The organism is Saccharopolyspora sp. NPDC000995, from assembly GCF_053599315.1.
Map to the genome: position 1 here is coordinate 43,012 of NZ_JBSFLZ010000030.1, position 17,891 is coordinate 60,902.

Below are 17,891 nucleotides of genomic sequence, written 5' to 3' on the forward strand. Positions count from 1 at the left end.
ACGCCAAGAGGTAAATCAGCCCGGCCGTGGCCAGCCCACCCACCAGCGCCGCCGCCGACAGCACGAACCCGGAAGCGCCGAACACGGAGATGCACAGCAGGGCTGCCAGGCTCGACCCCGACGTCACGCCGATCACGTCCGGACTCGCCAGCGGATTCCGCAGCAGGTGCTGGAAGACGGCGCCGGCTAGGCCAAGCGCCAACCCCCGACCAGCAAGCCCGTCAACGCCCGGGGCAACCGCAGCCGCAGGACGACGTAATCCACTTGCGGACTACCCTGCCCGAGCAGCGAACCGACCACATCGGACACCCCGATCGGATAGCGCCGAGGCACAGGACCGCGAGCAGCACCCCGGCCACGGCGAGCACGAGTCCCGCCAGGACGACCGAGTACCGGAATCTGTTGCGGCGGCCGACCGCGACCAGAGCCGTCATGCGGCCCTACCTTTCAGGCGTGCGCCCGGTCGTGGCGGAAACGGGATGTTTGGGCGTGGCGGGGCTGGCCTTCATGCAGGTTGCCCTCGATCGCCCAGGTGGCTCTGCCCCCTGTCCCGCCCCCTTATTCCGACCGCTGATTAGACACACTGCGACCGATCGCCGCGCAGGGCGTTGACGGCGGAACGAGGACCAGCACCACACCGTCCCAGCGACCGCAGGACCGATGGCAGTATCGGTAGGAATCGACGTCGCCAAAGAGTTCCACCAAGTCGCGATCGTCGTGGCCGGAACCGGGAAAACCATTGTCTCCCAACGCATCGACAACGACCCGACAGTATCGGCAGCTTAATCGACGTGCTGCGCCAGACCGGCGCAGAACATGGTGAGGTCACCGCCGCGATCTAGCACGAGGTCTCCGCAGCGACCCCGCCAGCAACGCCTTCAACCGTCGCAAACGCCCCGAAGGCGAACGACACCGCCAAGCCCTCATCGCGCTCGCACGACGCCGCATCAACGTCCTGCCCAGACTGCCGCGCACCCGCCAGCCCTACTAACCCGACAACAGGACCAACACCACTACCGATGCTGCTTGAGAAGAACATCAGACGGGCACCTTCCTGCCACGTCTAACCAGGTGGATGAACACCGGTGCCCCGATCACCGCCGTGACGACACCGACCTGCACCTCTTCGGGCTGGACGATGACACGGCTGACGATGTCGGCGAGCAGCATCGACAACGGCAAGAGCCACCCGCCTGGAACGATTCATCGCGGCCCAGCCCAGGTCCACCCCCAGTTCACCCGTCGGATGCGAATCGGGTCACCAACACCCCCGCCGGATGCTGCTCGCCCGCAACCACGACGCCGTCCTGGCCGGTTTCGCGAGGCTGCAGCCGATCCGCAACACCCTGTCCAGATGGCGGTGCTCAGCCTTGCCGCTGGTTCAGCCCGCGGATCTCGGCCAGCACTTCCCGCGTCACCCGATCTGCGATGTCGGCGAATTCGTCGTGCTTTCGGAGGTACTTGGCGACGAACGGGCAGACCGGGACGATCCGCTTGCCCTCGGCGCGGGTGTCGCTCAACGCATCGGAGATCAGCGCGGTGGCCAGCCCGCGTCCGGCGAACCGGTCGTCGATCTCGGTGTGGTAGAACACCCGCTGCCCGTCGCGGTCGACGTACTCGGTGAACCCCGCGAGCTCGTCATCGACGCTGATCTCGTAGCGGTGGCGTTCGACCGCGTTCCGCACGAGCTGCCCAGTGCCCATCTCATCGTCCCCTTCGATCATCCCGCCATTATGCCCACGGCCCTGGCGTATAAACGTCTACGTGAAACCGCAACGGAGGTGGATGCTCCGATGAGCAACCTCGAAACGGCGCCCGCCGAGCTGACCTGCGAGAACACCGGCGAGACCCCGACCGTGCGCGGACGGGTTCTAAAGCCGCGGCTGGTTCCCCTCGGCGGTCCACGTGCGATGACGGTGCGCCGCACGCTGCCGCAGCGGGCGCAGTCGCTGATCGGAGCCTGGTGCTTCGTCGACCACTACGGGCCCGACGAGGTCTCCTCGACCGGCGGCATGCGCGTCGACGGACACCCGCACACCGGCTTGCAGACGGTGTCGTGGCTCTTCAGCGGCGAAATCGAGCACCTCGACACTGTCGGCAACCACGCCTTCGTCCGGCCCGGCGAGGTGAACCTGATGACCGCGGGCTCCGGCATCGCCCACTCCGAGCACTCGACGCAGAAGACGACGGTGCTACACGGAGCGCAGCTGTGGGTGGCGCTGCCCGAACAGCATCGCTTCGTCGCCCCCGACTTCGAAAGCTACGCACCGCCAGCGCTGGACGTGTACGGCGCCCGCGTGCTCGTCTTCCTGGGCAGCCTGCTAGGCCACACTTCTCCCGTGCAGACCTACACGCCGCTGCTCGGTGCGGAAATCACACTGCGCGCGGGCCAGTCGTTGCGGCTGGACGTCGCTCCCGAGTTCGAGCACGGCGTGCTCGTCGACACCGGCGAGGTGACCGCCGCCGGGGTCGACGCGACCGAGGGGCAGCTCGTCTACCAGCAGACCGGTGCGGAACACCTCGACCTGGTGGCGGCGGATCGGGAGGCGCGCATCCTGCTGCTCGGCGGGCAACCGCTCGGCGAGCAGATCGTGATGTGGTGGAACTTCATCGGACGCAGCCACGAGGAGATCGCCGCGTTCCGCTCGCAGTGGCAGCACGAACGCGGGCGGCAGGACAGCGACGAGACGCCCCAGTACGGGCCGTTCCCCGACCAGTGGCGCGAAACCCTGCCCGCCCCCGAACTCCCCAACGCCCGGCTCAAACTCCGCGGTTAGCCACGGGATAGAAATCTGGGCGTGGTCAGGCTCGTCGCACGAAGAACAGCTCGAGCGCGTCCTCACCTCGTCGGTGAACGGAACTCGTCGGCCTCGGGGCAAACGCCGCTCCGACCCGCTCCACCTGTGTTTCGGCACCCCGGAACCGAGTTCGCGGGGGCATGTCTGATGCCGCCTGCCCAAACCTTCCCCCGCTCAAGGCAGCGCCGGCGCTGCCGGCCCGGGCCGATGGACGCGGGAGTCCAGCGAACCGATCTCCAGCGTTAATCGCCCGGTGCTCGGTAGTCGAGCTCCTTCGACACCGCGTCGTCCACCTCGGCCGGCGTCAGCAGGACTACCGTTCCCGTGCGTACACCGCCGGAGCCGCTGATCGCTAGGCCCAGCGACGCCGCCGAGGCGTTGTCCGGCAGGTCGACTACGACGTAGGTGTCGTAGTCGCCGAAGGCGAAGTAGAACGATTCGACCTCGCCACCGAGCTTGGCGACCGCGTTTCGCACCGCCTCCACCCGGGCCGTGCCGCCTTTCTTCTGCAGGCCCCTGACACCCTCTGCGGTGTAGGCCGCCCGCACCAGGTACTTGGACACTTCGATCACACCCTCGGTTGGTCGCGCACGGACCGTTCGCTCTCTCTGCTTCACGGAGACCCCGAAGTGCACGGTCCGCCGCCGATGCGCGCTGGGAAAGAGCCCAAGGGCCTTCGCGCACCAGGGTGAATTTATTCAATACTGAAAATATTAATCAAAGCACAACGTCGAGGCCGGGACCCGACGACGAGCCTTCCAATCTGTCGAACTCGAACAGGGCAAGCTCCGATCACAACAAAGTCCATTGAGGACGCTCAACGGCCAACTCGAGCCCCGCGCAGCTAACGGTCCGCTTCATCTCGGCCAGCTGAGTCATACCCGGCTCTCGCGGTACCGCAATTTCCATTGAAATCGAACCTTCGATTGTGCGTTTTCGTCTTGACTAATCCGCAGCTCGCACCGCCGCGGGTTCTCAGCGGCCTTCTCGGCTCATTTCAAATGGAAATCACGGAAATGCCCCACAGGGGACGGCCCCGGTAGATCCACAGCAGCATCGATCCCAAACGCCAGCCGGTCCGTGCCGGATCACCTGCGATTGTCCCACGCAGACCTTTGTGGACAGATGGCGGCCGGGCAGTTGCCGACCACCAACCCAGCGGCCCAAGCAGGAAGTTTTCCGCTGCTGGGATGGCTTTTCGATTGCCACATCGGTGATCACGTTCTCCTACCCACCGGCGTCGCCGCCATCGCCGACCCGGCAAAGGATCCCGTGGGCGGGAAAGCCGTAGCGCTCCTCGGGGCGCTGGGTGTGGAGCAGGAATGACAAGTACGTGAAGCTGCCCTGCTCAACAACCGGGCCCGCCGCCGGTCGCGGTCCACGTCGCCGCGAACGGGGCCGACAGGACGGGCACGTCGTGGATCACTCCGGCGATTCCGATCCCACAGGCCGGGATGTCACGCTCGCCGCGAAGCTGCTACGCCGAATGCCGCAATGCGGCAAATGTGAGAACCACTCGATACAGGGCGCGAACAGGCACGCATCGAGCTCGCCTCGGTTCTTCACATTCCCAAGCGGAAGAACTAGAGTCGACCTTCGACGAGAAGACACCTGGAGCCCATATATCAAGCTGCCATTTGCCTATCCTATACGCTAGTTTCCCGCACAACCGAAGGATCACGTATGGAGTTGGCAGCACGGATGTCTGACGAAACCACCGGCCGACTGCTCGCGGTGAGCGACCTGCACGTCAGGTACGCCGAGAACAAGTCCGTCGTGGACCGCATCCGGCCAACGACGGACTCCGACTGGCTGATCGTGGCAGGCGACGTGGCCGAACGCGTCGCGGAGATCGAAGACACCCTCGACCTGCTCAGCCAGCGGTTCGCCCAGGTCGTCTGGGTCCCCGGCAACCATGAGCTGTGGACCCCTGAACACGACCAGGTCAAGGCCCGTGGTGAGGAGCGCTACCGCCTGCTGGTGGAGAGCTGCCGGAAGCTGGGCGTGCTGACTCCGGAGGACCCGTACCCGATCTGGCGCGGCATCGGCGGGCCGGTACGGATCGTGCCGCTCTTCCTGCTCTACGACTACACGTTCCGACCGTCTGGCACGCAGAACAAAGACGAGGCCCTGCGCCGGGCTTACAACGCAGGCGTGGTGTGCAGCGACGAGTTCCTGCTGCATCCCGATCCGCACCCCAGCCGGGAAGCGTGGTGCCACGCCCGCATCACCGAGACCGAGGCCCGACTCACCGCGCTCGACGACGATCTGCCGACCGTGCTGGTCAACCACTACCCACTGGTCCGGACGCCGACGGACGTGCTCTACCACCCGGAGTTCGCCCAGTGGTGCGGCACCGAGCGCACCGCCGACTGGCACTTGCGGTTCCGCGCCCGCTGCGTGGTGTACGGGCACCTGCACATCCCCCGGATAACGCACCACGACGGAGTTCCCTTCCACGAGGTCTCCATCGGCTATCCCAGGGAATGGCGCCGGCACGGCCACCCGCACGGCCTGCTGCGGCAGGTCCTGTCCACTGAGACCGCGGAGGCTGTGCGGTGATCGAGGAGATCCTGGCGCCCGGGGTGGTGGCAGAGGAGACCTTCTCCGATGACAGCGCTTCCCCGCTATTCCCCGAGGAACTCGCGCTGGTGGCCAGAGCCGTGCCCAAGCGCCGCAACGAGTTCACCACCACGCGCGGGTGCGCGCGGAAGGCGCTGGGTTCGCTGGGGTTTCCACCGGCACCGCTGCTGACTGGCGAGCGCGGGGCACCGATCTGGCCCGACGGCGTCGTCGGCAGCATGACGCACTGCGACGGTTACCGGGCGGCCGTGGTGGCCCACCAGTCCGACTTCCTGGCCCTCGGCATCGATGCCGAACCCGCCGGACCGCTGCCCGACGGGGTCTTGGACGCCATAGCCCGCCCGGAAGAACTCGTCCGGCTCAAGGACCTCGCAGACACCTGGGAGGAGGTCTGCTGGGACAAAATCCTCTTCAGCGCCAAGGAATCCGTCTACAAGACCTGGTTCCCGGTGACGCGGAAATGGCTGGGGTTCGAGGACGCCTCGATCGACATCGACCCGGAGACGGGCGCGTTCCTGGCCCGTTTGCTCGTGACGGCGGAGACGTTCGGGCCACGCGCCGAGTTCCACGGCCGTTGGATGCTCCGCGACGGACTCCTCCTCACCGCGATCTCCCACCCTCGGTGAGGACCAGAACGCCGGCCCGCGGGCTCGCCGGAGAACGTGGTCGACCACCCACCGCCGCGATTCGCCCGACGCGTGGCGGTTACGGCCCGAATGAGCCCGGTTCGGTGGCGTAGCGGGTGAGTTCGAGGCGGTCCCGGAGCCCGAGCTTCTGCAAGAGGCTGGCCCGGTGCCGCTCGACCGTCTTGGTGCTGATGACGAGCATGTCGGCGATTTCCCTCGACGAGTGACCTTCGCCGACGAGCTTGAGGATCTCCTCCTCGCGACAGGTGATGGCCTTGGCGGTGGCTCGCCGTCGCTGGCGTGGTCCAGGTAGTTGTGGATGAGTGTGGTGACCGCGCCGTGGTAGAAGCCCCAGGAAATGGGGGCCAGCCCGAATGGCGGCCAGGCGGGTGACCAGGGAGCCGCTGAACGTATCCCCCAGAAAACGTTGCGTGACCCTCGTGCATCCAGGGCGCTCATCGGGAGAGGAGCAGCCATGGCACCCAACGGCCCGCAGCAGCCCGCAATCCCCGCGGAGCGGACCGGGGCACAGCCCACGGGGCAGATCCCCCGGCAAACAGCCGATTGGTTCGTGCTGGTCATCGCGCTCGCAGCGATCGTGGCGGGACTCGTCCTCGGCAACGCCCTCCTCGTCGCGGGCGGCCTCGTCCTAGCGGCCTCCATCCGGCACCTCTTCCGGTGGCCGCGCAGTGCCGCGCGGAGTCGCAACCGGCTCCACGAGCCCTGATGATCACGCCCTGACGGTCGTCGTCTTCGTTGTCGCATTCGTGCTGATCGCGTTCTTCAACGACAAGACCGGGGTCAACTCCGAACGTGATCTTCCTGCTGCTGGGCATGACGATCATGTGCCTGGGCTCGCTGTATTACTGCAGTCCCGACGAGGTCGTCTTCCTCACCACCCGCTACGCCAACGAACCGCACTACGTGGACGACCGCAAGTACTTCGAGCTCGACACCCTCTACGGCGGGTTCGCCAAGCACTGGGACGAGCGCCCGCTGCCGATGCGTACGAGCCCCGCCAAGCCGCCGTCGACGTCTACAAGCAGTGGCAGCGGCTCAACGGCGGCCAGCGCCGTGTCGCAAGCGCCCCGACCCGCGCCGGAACCCTGCGCGTAGGTCCGGGCGAGCGGCGGATCGCGCGAGGCAACATCGGGACCGGTCCCCGACTTCACGGAGCCCCGGGCCTCGACCCAAAGCGGTCGGATGCACCATGGAGGGCACTCACCGAGCAACTCGGCACTCGGTGTCCTTTCTTGCAGAACCACTCTTGACGGAGAGGATAAGGCAGCCTATCGTTTCCGTATCTTAAACGTATACTTCCATATTATGGAGATCTCGAGCCGCTTTTCAGCAATGCTCGCTCCTGGTTCACTGGAGAACCCAATGCGTCGAACGAGCGCTGCCCCACCGGCCATGAAGCAGCTCCAACAGGAGGGCTCGGCCACGGCTCCCCTCGGATCGCGGTCAGCCCGTTCCACATCGCCACCCAAGTGAACGTAAGGATCCCGGTCCGCCCCGGCGAGGACGCCAGCACCGTCGGGTTCGAGGAACTTTCCGACGTCGTCGGCCACACACCCGCCGCAGTCACATCGTTCCTCGGCTAAGCGGCAGACCGTTTGCCCGGCAGCCGGACCCGACCGGCGCGGCGGGCACTGCCCACATCACAAGGAAGCCGACAGTTGCAGAGTGAAAGCTTGGGAGGCAGGTCGATGACTGCCACGGAGAAACAACCCGTCGTGGACAGCGCCGGAACCAGTTCCCGCCTGTACAGCTACGACCTCGCCCCGACGAAGAAGGAAGGGCGGCGCTGGGGCGCCTACAACGTCTTCACGCTCTGGGCCAACGATGTACACAGCCTCGGGAACTACGCGTTCGCGATCGGCCTTTTCGCCTTGGGGCTGAGCGCGTGGGGAATCCTGCTGGCCTTCGCCCTGGCCTCGGTGTTGCTGTTCCTGCTGCTGACGCTGTCCGGCTACATGGGGCACAAGGCGGGCGTGCCGTTCCCCGTCATGAGCCGCATCGCGTTCGGAACGAAGGGCGCGCAGATCCCGGCTGCTGTTCGCGGCCTGGTCGCCATCGCCTGGTTCGGCATCCAGACCTACCTCGCGTCCGCCGTGCTCGACGCCCTCCTGGTGGCCATGTTCCCCTCGCTGCAGGCGCTGGAGCAGACGCACGCGCTGGGGCTGTCGACGCTCGGCTGGATCAGCTTCCTCTCGCTCTGGGTCATCCAGGTCCTGATCGTCAGCTACGGCATGCACGTGATCCGCAAGTACATGGCGATCGCCGCGCCGACCACGCTCATCACGATGTGCGCGCTGGCGGTCTGGATGTTCATCCGCGCGGACGGCTCGATCTCCTGGTCCACGACGCACCCGCTAACCGGCGGCGCGATGTGGCTGCAGATCCTGCAGGGCGCCGCCCTCTGGGTGGTCATCTACGGGACGTTCGTGCTGAACTTCTGCGACTTCACGCGCTCGGCCAAGAGTCGCCAGTCGATCGTCCGCGGCAACCTGATCGGGATCCCGGTCAACATGCTCTTCTTCGCCGGCATCGTCATCGTCCTCAGCGGCGCGCAGTTCAAGCTGGACGGGAAGATCATCACCAGCCCGACCGACATCGTCCAGTCGATCCCCAACATGCTCCTGCTGGCGATGGCCTCGCTCTCGCTGATCGCCCTGACGATCGCGGTGAACCTGCTCGCCAACTTCGTGGCGCCGATCTACGTGCTCGTGAACCTCTTCCCGCAGCGCCTGAACTTCCGCCGGGCAGCCCTCGTGAGCGCCATCATCGGTCTTGTCATCCTGCCCTGGAACCTCTACAACAGCCCGGTGGTGGTGAACTACTTCCTCGGCGGCCTCGGTGCGCTGCTCGGCCCTCTCTTCGGCGTCATCATGGCCGACTACTGGCTGCTGCGCAGGACCCGCGTGAACGTCCCAGCCCTCTACACCGAAGACGCGAACGGCGACTACCACTACCGGCGCGGGTACAACCCCAAGGCCATCACGGCGTTCGTGCCGGCCGCCGCGATCGCCGTCATCATGGCGCTGACGCCCATCTTCAGCTCTGTCGCCGGATTCTCCTGGTTCATCGGGGCGATCCTCGGCGCAGTCATCTACGCCGTGATCGGGGACCGCAAGCCCGACGCGGCCGACGTGGACGGCGAAGCGATCGCCGTCGCCGCCGAGTAAGACCGCCGGACCGGTCGCGGTGGTCACCGCCGCAGGCCGGCCAGCACCAACGTGAACCCCGGGCTTTCCAAGAGAGTTGAGCAATGCGCATTCTGGTCGTGAACGTCAACACCACCGCGTCCATCACCGAATCCATCGGCGAGCAGGCGGCTGGTGCGGCGTCCCCCAGCACCGAGATCGTCCCGCTGACACCGATTTTCGGTGCGGAATCCGTCGAGGGCAACTACGAGAGCTACCTCGCGGCGATCGCCGTCATGGAAACGGTCAAGGGCTATCCGGAACCATTCGACGCCATTATCCAGGCCGGGTACGGCGAGCACGGCAGGGAAGGCCTGCAGGAGCTGTTCGACGTCCCGGTCGTCGACATCACCGAGGCGGGCGCGAGCACCGCCCAGTTCCTCGGCCGCACCTACTCGGTGGTGACCAGCCTGGACCGCACGGTCCCGCTGATCGAGGAACGGCTGCACATCGCCGGCCTCAGCGCCCGGTGCGCGTCGGTCCGCGCCAGTGGCATGTCCGTGCTGGACCTCGAACGCAACCCGCAGGCCGCCGTGGACGCCATCGCCGAAGAAGCGGCCCGCGCGGTGCGAGACGACCGGGCGGAGGTCATCTGTCTGGGCTGCGGCGGCATGTCGGGACTCACCGAACGCGTGGCCGAACGCACCGGGGTCCCGGTCGTCGACGGCGTGACCGCGGCCGTGACGATCGCGGAGTCCCTCGTGCGCCTGGGCCTGACCACCTCGAAGGTCCGCACTTACGCACCCCCGCGCCCCAAGGCGGTGATCAACTGGCCTCCGCCGGTGCGCTGATTTCCATCAACAGCAAAGCGAAAGGCCCGCCAACCGCACTCAGGTGCCGGCTCGGCGGGCCTTTGGCCGTCGCGCTGACCGTCATTACGGACGTAGCGGTTCATCCACTCCAGCAGGGCTTCGTCCTAGGCCCGTCGATGGGTGACCGGCCCGGGGAGCGAGCCGGCGTGGGACGTTCCCGGGAAGCGCAGCATCTCGGCGTTGACGCCTCGTGCCTCAAGGATGGCGAGAACTGCTCGGACCAACCTGCCATCGGGAGACAGACCGGCTGCCGTCAGGAAGTGGACGCGAAGCAGATCGTCCGGTTCGATCGCTCGCCCCGCGGACCGGAAGCCCCCTTCCCGCGTTGCGAGCCGGGTTGTTGGTGTCGGCCACGGTGTTCTCCTTGCGGTGCCGTGAAGTGCGCGCGCCTTCGGATGCAGCCACCGTCGTCTGCGGCTAGAACACGCACGTGCGCCATGCTCGGGGAAGCCCCGGCTTCTGGTCGAGCCAGGATCGCCAACGATGAACAGCTTTCGACCGCCGCACTTGTCGCGTCGTTCCCAGCCTTCTCCCGGCCGATGTCAGCACCCGTGCGACAAAAGTCCACATGGGACAGTCCAGCGGCTTCTAGCTGACGGGAGTATCGCGTGCCGCCGTGGTCGTGCCGATGCCGCTTTGAATTCCTCACCGGCGTGAATGCCGGTGATTCCGATCCGGCTCCTGCCCCGCCGATTCCGTTGGCGGCGCACCGATCAGCGTGCTGCATCAGTACATCGGGCAACATGACCGCCCGTTGCAGGACTCCTTCAGACCTTGGCGGTCTTCGTCATGTGGGCCCTCACCACCGGGCTGAAGCCCGCCGCACTGGCCCACGGTTCCCACTCCGGCTCGAAGCTCGCTACCTGCCGTAATGAGTCCAAATCCCCGCTGAAGCCCCGACCTGTTTGGTCTACCAAATCATGACCAGGCCGAGCTCCCGCACCGCAGCGACGGTCACGGCTGGTAGTCCAGCGATGCGAACCACTCGCCCCGCCCCTTCGGGGTGAGGTCGAGGACGTGCCAGACCGGGCTGAGCAGGTCGATGCCTCGTTGGTCGATGTCTTCGGACATCCGCGGGTGCGTCGTGTAGATGTGGCGCACCGCGCCGCTGTCGTCGCGCGCGAAGACCGACACCGCCGAGTCCTGGTTGCCTTCGGCGTCCTCACTGGCGAGGTCGTACTTGAACGTGCCCGAACCCGCGCTGAGCAGTCGCACGTTTGTCCACCCACGGTTCCTGGCGTGTCGCCGCAAGGCGGGCAGGTCGGCCGCGGCGACGACGGCGAAGTCGACATTCTGCGCGAGGTGCTGGGCGACTCCGTTGAGCCCGTCGATCCACATCGTGCACATCGGGCACGGCCGGGCCTGCTGCTTCCCGTACATGAGGTGGTAGATGACGAGGTCCCGGCCGGGTGCGGTGAACAGTTCGCTCAGGCGCACCCTCCGGGTCGGGGTGTCACCGGCGTCGAGGTCTTCGGGTCCTTCCTCGAAGGTGTAGTCGTCGACGACGGGGCCGAGCGGTAGTCCGCGCCGCATGTCGGCGACCCGTTCGCGGTGGCGCATCAGCTCGATCTCGGCCTGGCGCAGGTCTTCGCGGGCTTGGAGGTACTCGGCGGACTCCGCGGTGAGGTTGGTGTGACGCATTGCTACCTCCGTGGCTGCTTCGACCAGCGGCAGCCAGGCGGCCCGCTGGTGCCCCTTGGACGGCCCAGTTCGTACCCGATGCCATCCGGTGTGAAACCAACTGGCTCACGTGCCCGGGTCGCTCCAGCTTCCCGGTGGCACGACGACGGCCAACGCGAGCACCAGCGCCCGCAGCGTGCGACCGCTCCGGACAGTGGGCCAGAGGTCCACCGTGGATATCTTCGCTCGCACCACGCGCTGGATCCGGAAACCGCCATCAGGCGACAGTTGCCACGACGTGGTCCGCTGCCTCGGCGACTCCGCCCGGCACACCATCCAACTCGAGCAAGATGATCTACAACACATCTGATCACGCAGCGGCAGATCACGCCGGCTGACCAGAAATCCCCTGTGCGACATAAATTTCATAATTCGCGAAAAGAGAGCAGGAAATAAGTCGTCCAGTTCGTTTTCGCGAACCATCACCGACCGCGCACCGACCACCCTTTTAGCCGTATTGACGCGGCTAAACAGACTCATAGACTCGTGCACCGATCCAGTTCACATTCCAGAGCATCAGGTGTGGAAGCACTTCACGACCGCGCAGTACGAAGCCACGCCAGCTGATCCGACTTCCTCTGCACAGCAACGACTCCAGCATTCGCGAAAAGAGAGCAAGAATTCGTAGTCGAGCGCGCCCGCAACCGGCAGTCGCCTCGACATGCACCCAATCCGGAGGTTCGTGACGTGTCGTCACCCGATGCCGAACCGTTCTTGTCCCTGCAAACCCAAGCGGCGCGGCTACTCGCGACCACGACGAAGACGCCGCCGCAGATGCAGTCCATCAGCTCGCGGAACCTGCTCAAACGGCTCCCGTGGATCACCGTCTCCAGCGGCACGTACCGGGTGAACCGGCGCTTGCAGGTCAAGGTCGGCCGAGGTCGCGTGTCCTTCCTCCAGGAAGGCAGCGACGTCCGCATCATCCCGCACACCCTCACCGAACTCTCCGCGCTGCGGGGCTACAACGACACCGGCGTCCTGGAACGCCTCGCGGGCTTGTTCACCGTCCGCCAGGTCATGCAGGGCGACGTGCTGGCGGAAGAAGGCCAGCCGGTCCGGGAAGTCTTCGTCGTCGCGCACGGCCGGGTCGAGCGCCTCGCGACCGGCGAGTACGGCACCGTCGACCGCCTCGGGGTGATCACCGACGGGGACCAGGTCGGTGACGAGGCCGTCGGAGTCGACGATCCAACGTGGTCGGCGACGCTGCGGTGCTCCACCGCGGGCACGATCATGGTCCTGAACTGGGACTCCCTACTCGAACTCCTCAACGGCGAGGAGGGCCTGCGCACGCACTTGGAGGAATTCGCGCGGCGTCGCGCACTGCCGCAGAACCGCAGGGGCGAAGCCGAAATCGCGCTCTCCGCGGGCCACGAAGGCGAAGCGCTGGTCCCGGGGACCTTCGTCGACTACGAGCTCTCGCCGCGCGAGTACGAGCTGTCGCTGACCCAGACGATCCTGCGGATCCACACCCGCGTCGCCGACCTCTACAACGACCCGATGAACCAGGTCGAGCAACAGCTCCGGCTCACGGTGGAGGAGATCCGTGAGACCCAGGAGCGCGAGCTGCTGCACAACCCGGATTTTGGGCTGCTGCACAACACCTCCTACGACCAGCGCATCTCCACCCGCACCGGCCCGCCGACACCCGACGACATGGACGACCTGCTGTCGATGCGCCGGTCGACGGATGCGTTCTTCGCGCACCCGAAGGCGATCACGGGGTTCCTGCGGGAGTGCAACCGGCGCGGGCTGGCGGTGGATGCGACCACCCTCGAAGACGGGTCGAAGGCCCTGTCCTGGCGCGGCGTCCCGGTCTTCCCGCTGGGCAAGATCGGCATCAGCGACCACAACACCACAGCGATCATCGCCATGCGGCGCGGTGAAGACCGGCAGGGCGTCGTGGGCCTGCTGCCGGCCGCGCTGCCGGATGAAACGCAGCCCGGTTTGAACGTCCGCTTCATGGGCATCAGCGACCAGGCCATCCTGCGCTACCTCGTGACCGCTTACTACAGCGTCGCCCCCCTGATCCCGGATGCGGTCGGGCTGCTGGAGCACGTGGAAATCGGCCGGGAGTCCTGATGATCGAGCTCGTCGAGCACGAAACCCAAGTCCCGTTCCAGCTGCCGCACAGCGGGGGCGTCCAGGGAACGAGCGCGTGCGTTCCACCGGGACGGCAGCGGAAGACGACCGTCCTGCACTGTCCACCGCCACCACCCGAACGCCCGGAGATCGCGGCGGAGATCAACCACCGCTCCGTCGCGTGGCTCATCAAGCTCGGCTTGGGCAGCGAGGAGAACATCGCCGGCGTCTACAAGCACGATCCGGGACGCGGCATCACGTTGTGCCACCCGGGAAGCGCGGACGTCGAGCGCATGACGGCCGCGGCGAAGATGATCGTGGCCGAAACGGCGGTGGACGACTACTTCTGCGAAACCAACAGCCGCCGCGATGCCCACGACCAGTCGATCGGGCCGAACCTGTCGCTGACGCAGTCCGCGATCGACGCGCCGTGCCTGACTCCCACCTATCAGGCGTTGTGGGAAAAGCGCCGCGACAACCACCCGGTGCTGCGCGCCCAGCACGAGGCGTTCAACGACCTCAAGCAGATCAGCAGCCCGGCGCAGGCCCAGCGCGTTCGCCACGACATCGCCCAGCTTTACCTGGGCTACAACGCCGAGAACGGGTGGCGCACGATCAACCGGCTTCCACCAGTCTGGCAGTACCTCGCCAACCGGCAGATGAACTCGTTCCGCCCCTGCCTCGACCTCACCGACGTCCTCGACGGCTACGAAATCCCGGCGGAGCTGTTCTGCCACCCCCTGGTGCAGGACTGCATCGCGCGGGCATCGCTGATCGCCACCCTCTACAACGACCTGGCCGGCTGCGAGCGGGAGATCCGCGATCACGGCCTGCCGTTCAACCTGCCGGCCGTGATCGCCGCGGAAGAGCACATTGCGCTCGACGAGGCGTTCATCAAGTCCTGCGACATCCACAACGAGCTGATCCGGGCGTTCGAGGAGGATACCGAGCGCGCCGCGGCCGCGCTCCCGGACCCGGCAGTCGCCCGCTACCTGACCGGACTGTGGTCATGGCTTGCGGGAAGCCGCCACTGGCACTTCACCACCGCACGACACACCTGACGAAGGGAAGCACCGACGATGACCGAGACGACCTACCGGACCACCCCCGCCACCAGCGTGTACCAAGGCAGCATCGCGAACTACTGGAACCAGGAGGCCAATCCGGTCAACCTCGAACTCGGCGAGGTCAGCGGCTACTTCCACCACCACTACGGCATTGGTGAGCCCGACTGGTCGGTCACCGAAGGCGACCCCGCAACCCTCCGCGAACGCATCACCCGGGAATTGCACCGACTGGAAGGCCAGCAAGCCGAATTCCTGCTCGACCACCTGGGGAAGGTCTCCCCGGGGCAGCGGATCATGGACGCCGGGTGCGGACGCGGCGGCTCCAGCTTCCTGGCCCACGAACGGTTCGGCTGCGCGGTGGACGGCATCTCGATCTCGCGCAAGCAGGTCGACTTCGCAAATGCCCAAGCGCGGCAACGCGAAGTAGCCGACAAAGTCGCGTTCCACCAGCTGAACATGCTCGACACCGGGTTCGAAACCGGCAGCATGCAGGCGATCTGGAACAACGAGTCCACGATGTACACCGACCTCAACGATCTCTTCGGCGAGCACTCCCGGCTGCTGGCGCGCGGCGGTCGGTACGTGACGATCACCGGCTGTTACAACGACGTCTACGGCCTGCCGTCCCGCGCGGTCTCCACGATCAACGCACACTACATCTGCGACATCCACCCCCGCTCCGGCTACTTCCGTGCGATGGCCGCGAACCGGCTGGTGCCCACCGCCGTGGTGGACCTGACCGAGGCGACCCTGCCCTACTGGCGCCTGCGCGCCCAATCCCCCCTGGTGACGGGGATCGAGGAGGCGTTCATCGAGGCATACGAGAACGGAAGCTTCCAGTACATGCTCATCGCCGCCGACCGCGTGTAACCCAACGTTGCCTGGTGTACCGTTCGCCGGCCGTGAGTCTTTTGGGCTGCCATAGCTACCCACAAGACTCACGGTCGGCGGGGTCACCGACACCGCTCGCGAATTCCTCGGTGGACGCCGCCGCCGAGGCGGAGGATCGCGCCCGTGCAGCAGGAGGATGCGGCGGCGAAGCAGAAGGCCGCGCCGACGACCTTGTCGGGTTCTCCCGCTGCGGCCCAATGCGATCGATGTCCGGGCCGCTTCGGTGAAGGCATCGAGATCCCGGACATCTGCGATGTCGGTGAGGAAAGGTCCGGCTTGGATCGCGTTGACCCGGGCCTTCGGGCCGAATGCGCGGGCGAAGCCTTCGGGGAGGGTGTTCAAGCCGGCCTTCGCCGCGGCGTAGGGCAACTCGATGGGCGCCGTGGCGGATCGCGGCGACGGACGGGACGTTGAGGATCGAGCCGCCGTCGCCCTCGGCCCACCGGGTGCCGATCGGCGAGCCGGAACGGTCCCTTGAGGCCTACCGCGAGCACCTTGTCCCACAACGCTTCGCTGACCCGGTCGGGACTCGGGTAGTGCGGCAAGAGCCCGGCGTTGTTGACCAGCACGTCGACCCTGCCGCCCCGCCGTAGGCGCGCTCGACGAGGGTGCCACTGGTCCCAGTGGCTGACGTTGCAGGCCGCGGGGAGTGCGCGGACGCCACGGTGTCGCTGCTGATCCCGGCGGCGTCTTTCATCACGGGCGTGGTGCTGGCCGTGGACTGCGGACTGACGATCCGCAACGTCCGAGGTCCTACGAGCGGCGGCGGGGTTTCCCGCGCTTGCCGCCCTGGGGAGCGCCGAAACGCCGGCTCCCGCCGGTCGGCTTGCGGGTGGCAGGCTTCTTCGAGTCGCCAGTGGGAGGCTTGGACTTCGGCGGGGTCGGCGGGCGCCCGCGCGTGCTGTTGACCGTTCGCCCGCGGACGATTCCGATGAACTGCTCCATCAAGTCGGTGGTCTCGTCTTCCAGCCACGACAGCGCGACGCTCGACTGCGGGACGTCCGCGAGCGGCCGGTAGGTGAGGTCCTTGCGGTGGTGCAAGCGGGCGAGCGACTGCGGGACCACGAGCAGGCCCACTCCGGCCGCAACCAGTTCGATGGCAGCCGCGGTCGTTGCCGGGCGCTCGATCGCTGGCCGCCCGGGCGGCTGTTCCCAGTCAAGGGTGTCGTCGAGCGGGTGCAGCACGATGCCGTCGGCCAGGTCGTCGGGCGACACCTCTTCGGCCGCTGCCACGACGTGGTCCTTCGGGACCACGACCACCGTCGTCTCGGTGTAGAGGGGGATCGCGTGCAGCCCCGTCCGGTCGGTAGGGAACCGGAGGAGGGCCGCGTCGGCGTCGCGGTCGCGCACCACGCCAGCGGCTTCGGCGGCGGCCACTTGGACGAGGTTCAGCGGAACCTCTGGCGATCGTTCGTCCCAGATCCGCGCCCACTTCCCGGGTGTCACCCCCGGGACGTACGCGAGCGTGAACGTCGGAGATCCGTCCGAGGCTGTCACGAGGCCAGATTACCGGGCGTGACCGTAGGCAGCGCACGCGCGGTCGATACCCTTGAGGGCATGACGTCGCAGAAGACCTCCCAGACGATGAAGCCCGCGACCGCGGCGAGGAAGCTGAACGTGTACCTCGAAGGCACCCCCGCGGAGTTCCAGGAGGGTGTCGTCTCGCGCGACGAGTTGAACGCCCTTCAGGCCGACCCGCCGGAGTGGTTGCGGGAACTGCGCCGCAACGGCCCGCACCCGCGGCAGGTCGTCGCGACGAAGCTGCACATCTCCATCGGCGGTCTCGCACGTGGCGGCATCACCGAGCCGCTCACAACTGAGCAGATCGAAGCGCTGAAGACTGAAGACCCGGAGTGGCTCCAGCAGGAACGTGCCACTCAGGCCGAGGTCCGGAAGGAAGCGGCGCGCATCAAGGAGAAGAAGGCGGCCCGCCGCCCGCGTTCCTGGTAGCAGCACCAGAGCCCGGTCAACGCGGCGCACCGGCGAACAGGCCCGGCGCGTCAGCATGCCGATCACCGCGCTGCTGGCCACCAGCAGTGCGGTGAGACCAGCCTTGATCCTGGTGGTTAATTGGTTTAGGCTGCCAGGCTGAGTTCGAGGCGGGCGAGGTGGCTGGTGCGGGTCCGGTCGAGCGGGTGGCTGTTCCACC

Annotated in this window: 20 protein-coding genes and 2 pseudogenes; 12 read left to right on the top strand and 10 right to left on the bottom strand. The window is 66.8% G+C overall.

All coding sequences use genetic code 11. The features are described from left to right. Positions 1-43 precede the first annotated feature (43 nt). From ACWDKQ_RS13180 to ACWDKQ_RS13195, 4 genes and pseudogenes are all read right to left on the bottom strand, one after another. A pseudogene (locus ACWDKQ_RS13180) lies at positions 44-202 on the bottom strand (iron chelate uptake ABC transporter family permease subunit); the annotation flags it as partial. Positions 203-221: 19 nt separating this feature from the next. Continuing rightward, positions 222-434 (bottom strand): hypothetical protein, encoded by a 213-nt coding sequence (locus ACWDKQ_RS13185; RefSeq protein ID WP_450138983.1) that lies wholly within the window; start codon positions 432-434, stop codon positions 222-224. A gap of 604 nt (positions 435-1,038) precedes the next feature. Next, positions 1,039-1,182: an iron chelate uptake ABC transporter family permease subunit gene (locus ACWDKQ_RS13190; protein WP_450138984.1), complete on the bottom strand. Its 144-nt coding sequence runs from the start codon at positions 1,180-1,182 to the stop codon at positions 1,039-1,041. 182 nt (positions 1,183-1,364) lie between these two features. Next, positions 1,365-1,703 carry a GNAT family N-acetyltransferase gene (locus ACWDKQ_RS13195; RefSeq protein WP_450138985.1) on the bottom strand — a complete coding sequence of 113 codons (339 nt, stop codon included), beginning with the start codon at positions 1,701-1,703 and terminating at the stop codon, positions 1,365-1,367. Between the two features lie 90 nt (positions 1,704-1,793). Between ACWDKQ_RS13195 and ACWDKQ_RS13200 the strand changes: the two genes are divergently transcribed. Further along, entirely contained in the window at positions 1,794-2,777 is a 984-nt protein-coding gene (locus ACWDKQ_RS13200; protein ID WP_450138986.1) for a pirin family protein, read from the top strand. Positions 2,778-3,040: 263 nt separating this feature from the next. On the opposite strand, the gene ACWDKQ_RS13205 is transcribed toward ACWDKQ_RS13200, so the two are convergent. Beyond that, the gene (locus tag ACWDKQ_RS13205; protein ID WP_450138987.1) at positions 3,041-3,361 is read right to left on the bottom strand and encodes a GYD domain-containing protein; all 321 of its coding nucleotides are present in this window, start codon (positions 3,359-3,361) and stop codon (positions 3,041-3,043) included. A 562-nt stretch (positions 3,362-3,923) separates the two neighbouring features. On the opposite strand from ACWDKQ_RS13205, the gene ACWDKQ_RS13210 reads away from it, so the two are divergent. From ACWDKQ_RS13210 to ACWDKQ_RS13220, 3 genes are all read left to right on the top strand, one after another. Further along, positions 3,924-4,124, top strand: a complete 201-nt coding sequence (locus ACWDKQ_RS13210) for a hypothetical protein (RefSeq protein ID WP_450138988.1) — start codon at positions 3,924-3,926, stop codon at positions 4,122-4,124. 375 nt (positions 4,125-4,499) lie between these two features. Then, a complete protein-coding gene (locus tag ACWDKQ_RS13215) occupies positions 4,500-5,360 on the top strand; it encodes a metallophosphoesterase family protein (protein ID WP_450138989.1) in 861 nt (286 codons plus the stop codon). Next, positions 5,357-6,007, top strand: coding sequence for a 4'-phosphopantetheinyl transferase family protein (locus ACWDKQ_RS13220; protein WP_450138990.1), 651 nt, complete (start codon positions 5,357-5,359; stop codon positions 6,005-6,007). The genes ACWDKQ_RS13215 and ACWDKQ_RS13220 overlap by 4 nt, the downstream gene beginning before the upstream one ends. Before the next feature lie 79 nt (positions 6,008-6,086). Here the strand turns inward: ACWDKQ_RS13220 and ACWDKQ_RS13225 are convergent, their stop codons facing one another. Beyond that, complete coding sequence (locus ACWDKQ_RS13225) at positions 6,087-6,563, bottom strand: response regulator transcription factor (RefSeq protein WP_450138991.1); 477 nt, start codon at positions 6,561-6,563, stop codon at positions 6,087-6,089. Between ACWDKQ_RS13225 and ACWDKQ_RS13230 the strand changes: the two genes are divergently transcribed. The 4 genes from ACWDKQ_RS13230 (at position 6,483) to ACWDKQ_RS13245 (ending at position 10,004) form a co-directional block, all read left to right on the top strand. Next, positions 6,483-6,734: a hypothetical protein gene (locus tag ACWDKQ_RS13230; protein WP_450139004.1), complete on the top strand. Its 252-nt coding sequence runs from the start codon at positions 6,483-6,485 to the stop codon at positions 6,732-6,734. The two genes, ACWDKQ_RS13225 and ACWDKQ_RS13230, sit on opposite strands and share 81 nt — an antisense overlap. Positions 6,735-6,820: 86 nt before the next feature. Further along, positions 6,821-7,123: a hypothetical protein gene (locus ACWDKQ_RS13235; protein ID WP_450138992.1), complete on the top strand. Its 303-nt coding sequence runs from the start codon at positions 6,821-6,823 to the stop codon at positions 7,121-7,123. A gap of 593 nt (positions 7,124-7,716) precedes the next feature. Further along, on the top strand, positions 7,717-9,195 hold the full coding sequence (locus ACWDKQ_RS13240) for an NCS1 family nucleobase:cation symporter-1 (protein WP_450138993.1): 1,479 nt from the start codon (positions 7,717-7,719) through the stop codon (positions 9,193-9,195). 83 nt (positions 9,196-9,278) lie between these two features. Continuing rightward, positions 9,279-10,004, top strand: coding sequence for an aspartate/glutamate racemase family protein (locus ACWDKQ_RS13245; protein ID WP_450138994.1), 726 nt, complete (start codon positions 9,279-9,281; stop codon positions 10,002-10,004). A gap of 975 nt (positions 10,005-10,979) precedes the next feature. Here the strand turns inward: ACWDKQ_RS13245 and ACWDKQ_RS13250 are convergent. After that, on the bottom strand, positions 10,980-11,666 hold the full coding sequence (locus ACWDKQ_RS13250; protein WP_450138995.1) for a DUF899 family protein: 687 nt from the start codon (positions 11,664-11,666) through the stop codon (positions 10,980-10,982). A gap of 726 nt (positions 11,667-12,392) precedes the next feature. Here ACWDKQ_RS13250 and ACWDKQ_RS13255 point away from each other — a divergent pair. Genes ACWDKQ_RS13255 through ACWDKQ_RS13265 form a run of 3 tightly spaced genes read left to right on the top strand, consistent with a single transcriptional unit; the run spans position 12,393 to position 15,721 of the window. After that, positions 12,393-13,784 carry a family 2B encapsulin nanocompartment shell protein gene (locus ACWDKQ_RS13255; RefSeq protein ID WP_450138996.1) on the top strand — a complete coding sequence of 464 codons (1,392 nt, stop codon included), beginning with the start codon at positions 12,393-12,395 and terminating at the stop codon, positions 13,782-13,784. Further along, positions 13,784-14,845: a family 2 encapsulin nanocompartment cargo protein terpene cyclase gene (locus ACWDKQ_RS13260; protein ID WP_450138997.1), complete on the top strand. Its 1,062-nt coding sequence runs from the start codon at positions 13,784-13,786 to the stop codon at positions 14,843-14,845. The genes ACWDKQ_RS13255 and ACWDKQ_RS13260 overlap by 1 nt, the downstream gene beginning before the upstream one ends. 18 nt (positions 14,846-14,863) lie before the next feature. Then, positions 14,864-15,721, top strand: a complete 858-nt coding sequence (locus ACWDKQ_RS13265; RefSeq protein ID WP_450138998.1) for a geranyl diphosphate 2-C-methyltransferase — start codon at positions 14,864-14,866, stop codon at positions 15,719-15,721. A gap of 207 nt (positions 15,722-15,928) precedes the next feature. Here ACWDKQ_RS13265 and ACWDKQ_RS13270 read toward each other — a convergent pair. From ACWDKQ_RS13270 to ACWDKQ_RS13280, 3 genes and pseudogenes are all read right to left on the bottom strand, one after another. Then, positions 15,929-16,111: pseudogene (locus ACWDKQ_RS13270) on the bottom strand (SDR family oxidoreductase); the annotation flags it as partial. Next, positions 16,081-16,599 (bottom strand): SDR family NAD(P)-dependent oxidoreductase, encoded by a 519-nt coding sequence (locus ACWDKQ_RS13275; protein ID WP_450139000.1) that lies wholly within the window; start codon positions 16,597-16,599, stop codon positions 16,081-16,083. The gene ACWDKQ_RS13275 and the pseudogene ACWDKQ_RS13270, both read right to left, overlap by 31 nt. Beyond that, positions 16,496-17,239 (bottom strand): LysR family transcriptional regulator substrate-binding protein, encoded by a 744-nt coding sequence (locus ACWDKQ_RS13280; protein ID WP_450138999.1) that lies wholly within the window; start codon positions 17,237-17,239, stop codon positions 16,496-16,498. Before ACWDKQ_RS13280 ends, ACWDKQ_RS13275 begins: the two co-directional genes overlap by 104 nt. 60 nt (positions 17,240-17,299) lie before the next feature. Between ACWDKQ_RS13280 and ACWDKQ_RS13285 the strand changes: the two genes are divergently transcribed. After that, positions 17,300-17,692 carry a DUF5997 family protein gene (locus ACWDKQ_RS13285; protein ID WP_450139001.1) on the top strand — a complete coding sequence of 131 codons (393 nt, stop codon included), beginning with the start codon at positions 17,300-17,302 and terminating at the stop codon, positions 17,690-17,692. The last annotated feature ends 199 nt before the right edge of the window (positions 17,693-17,891 follow it).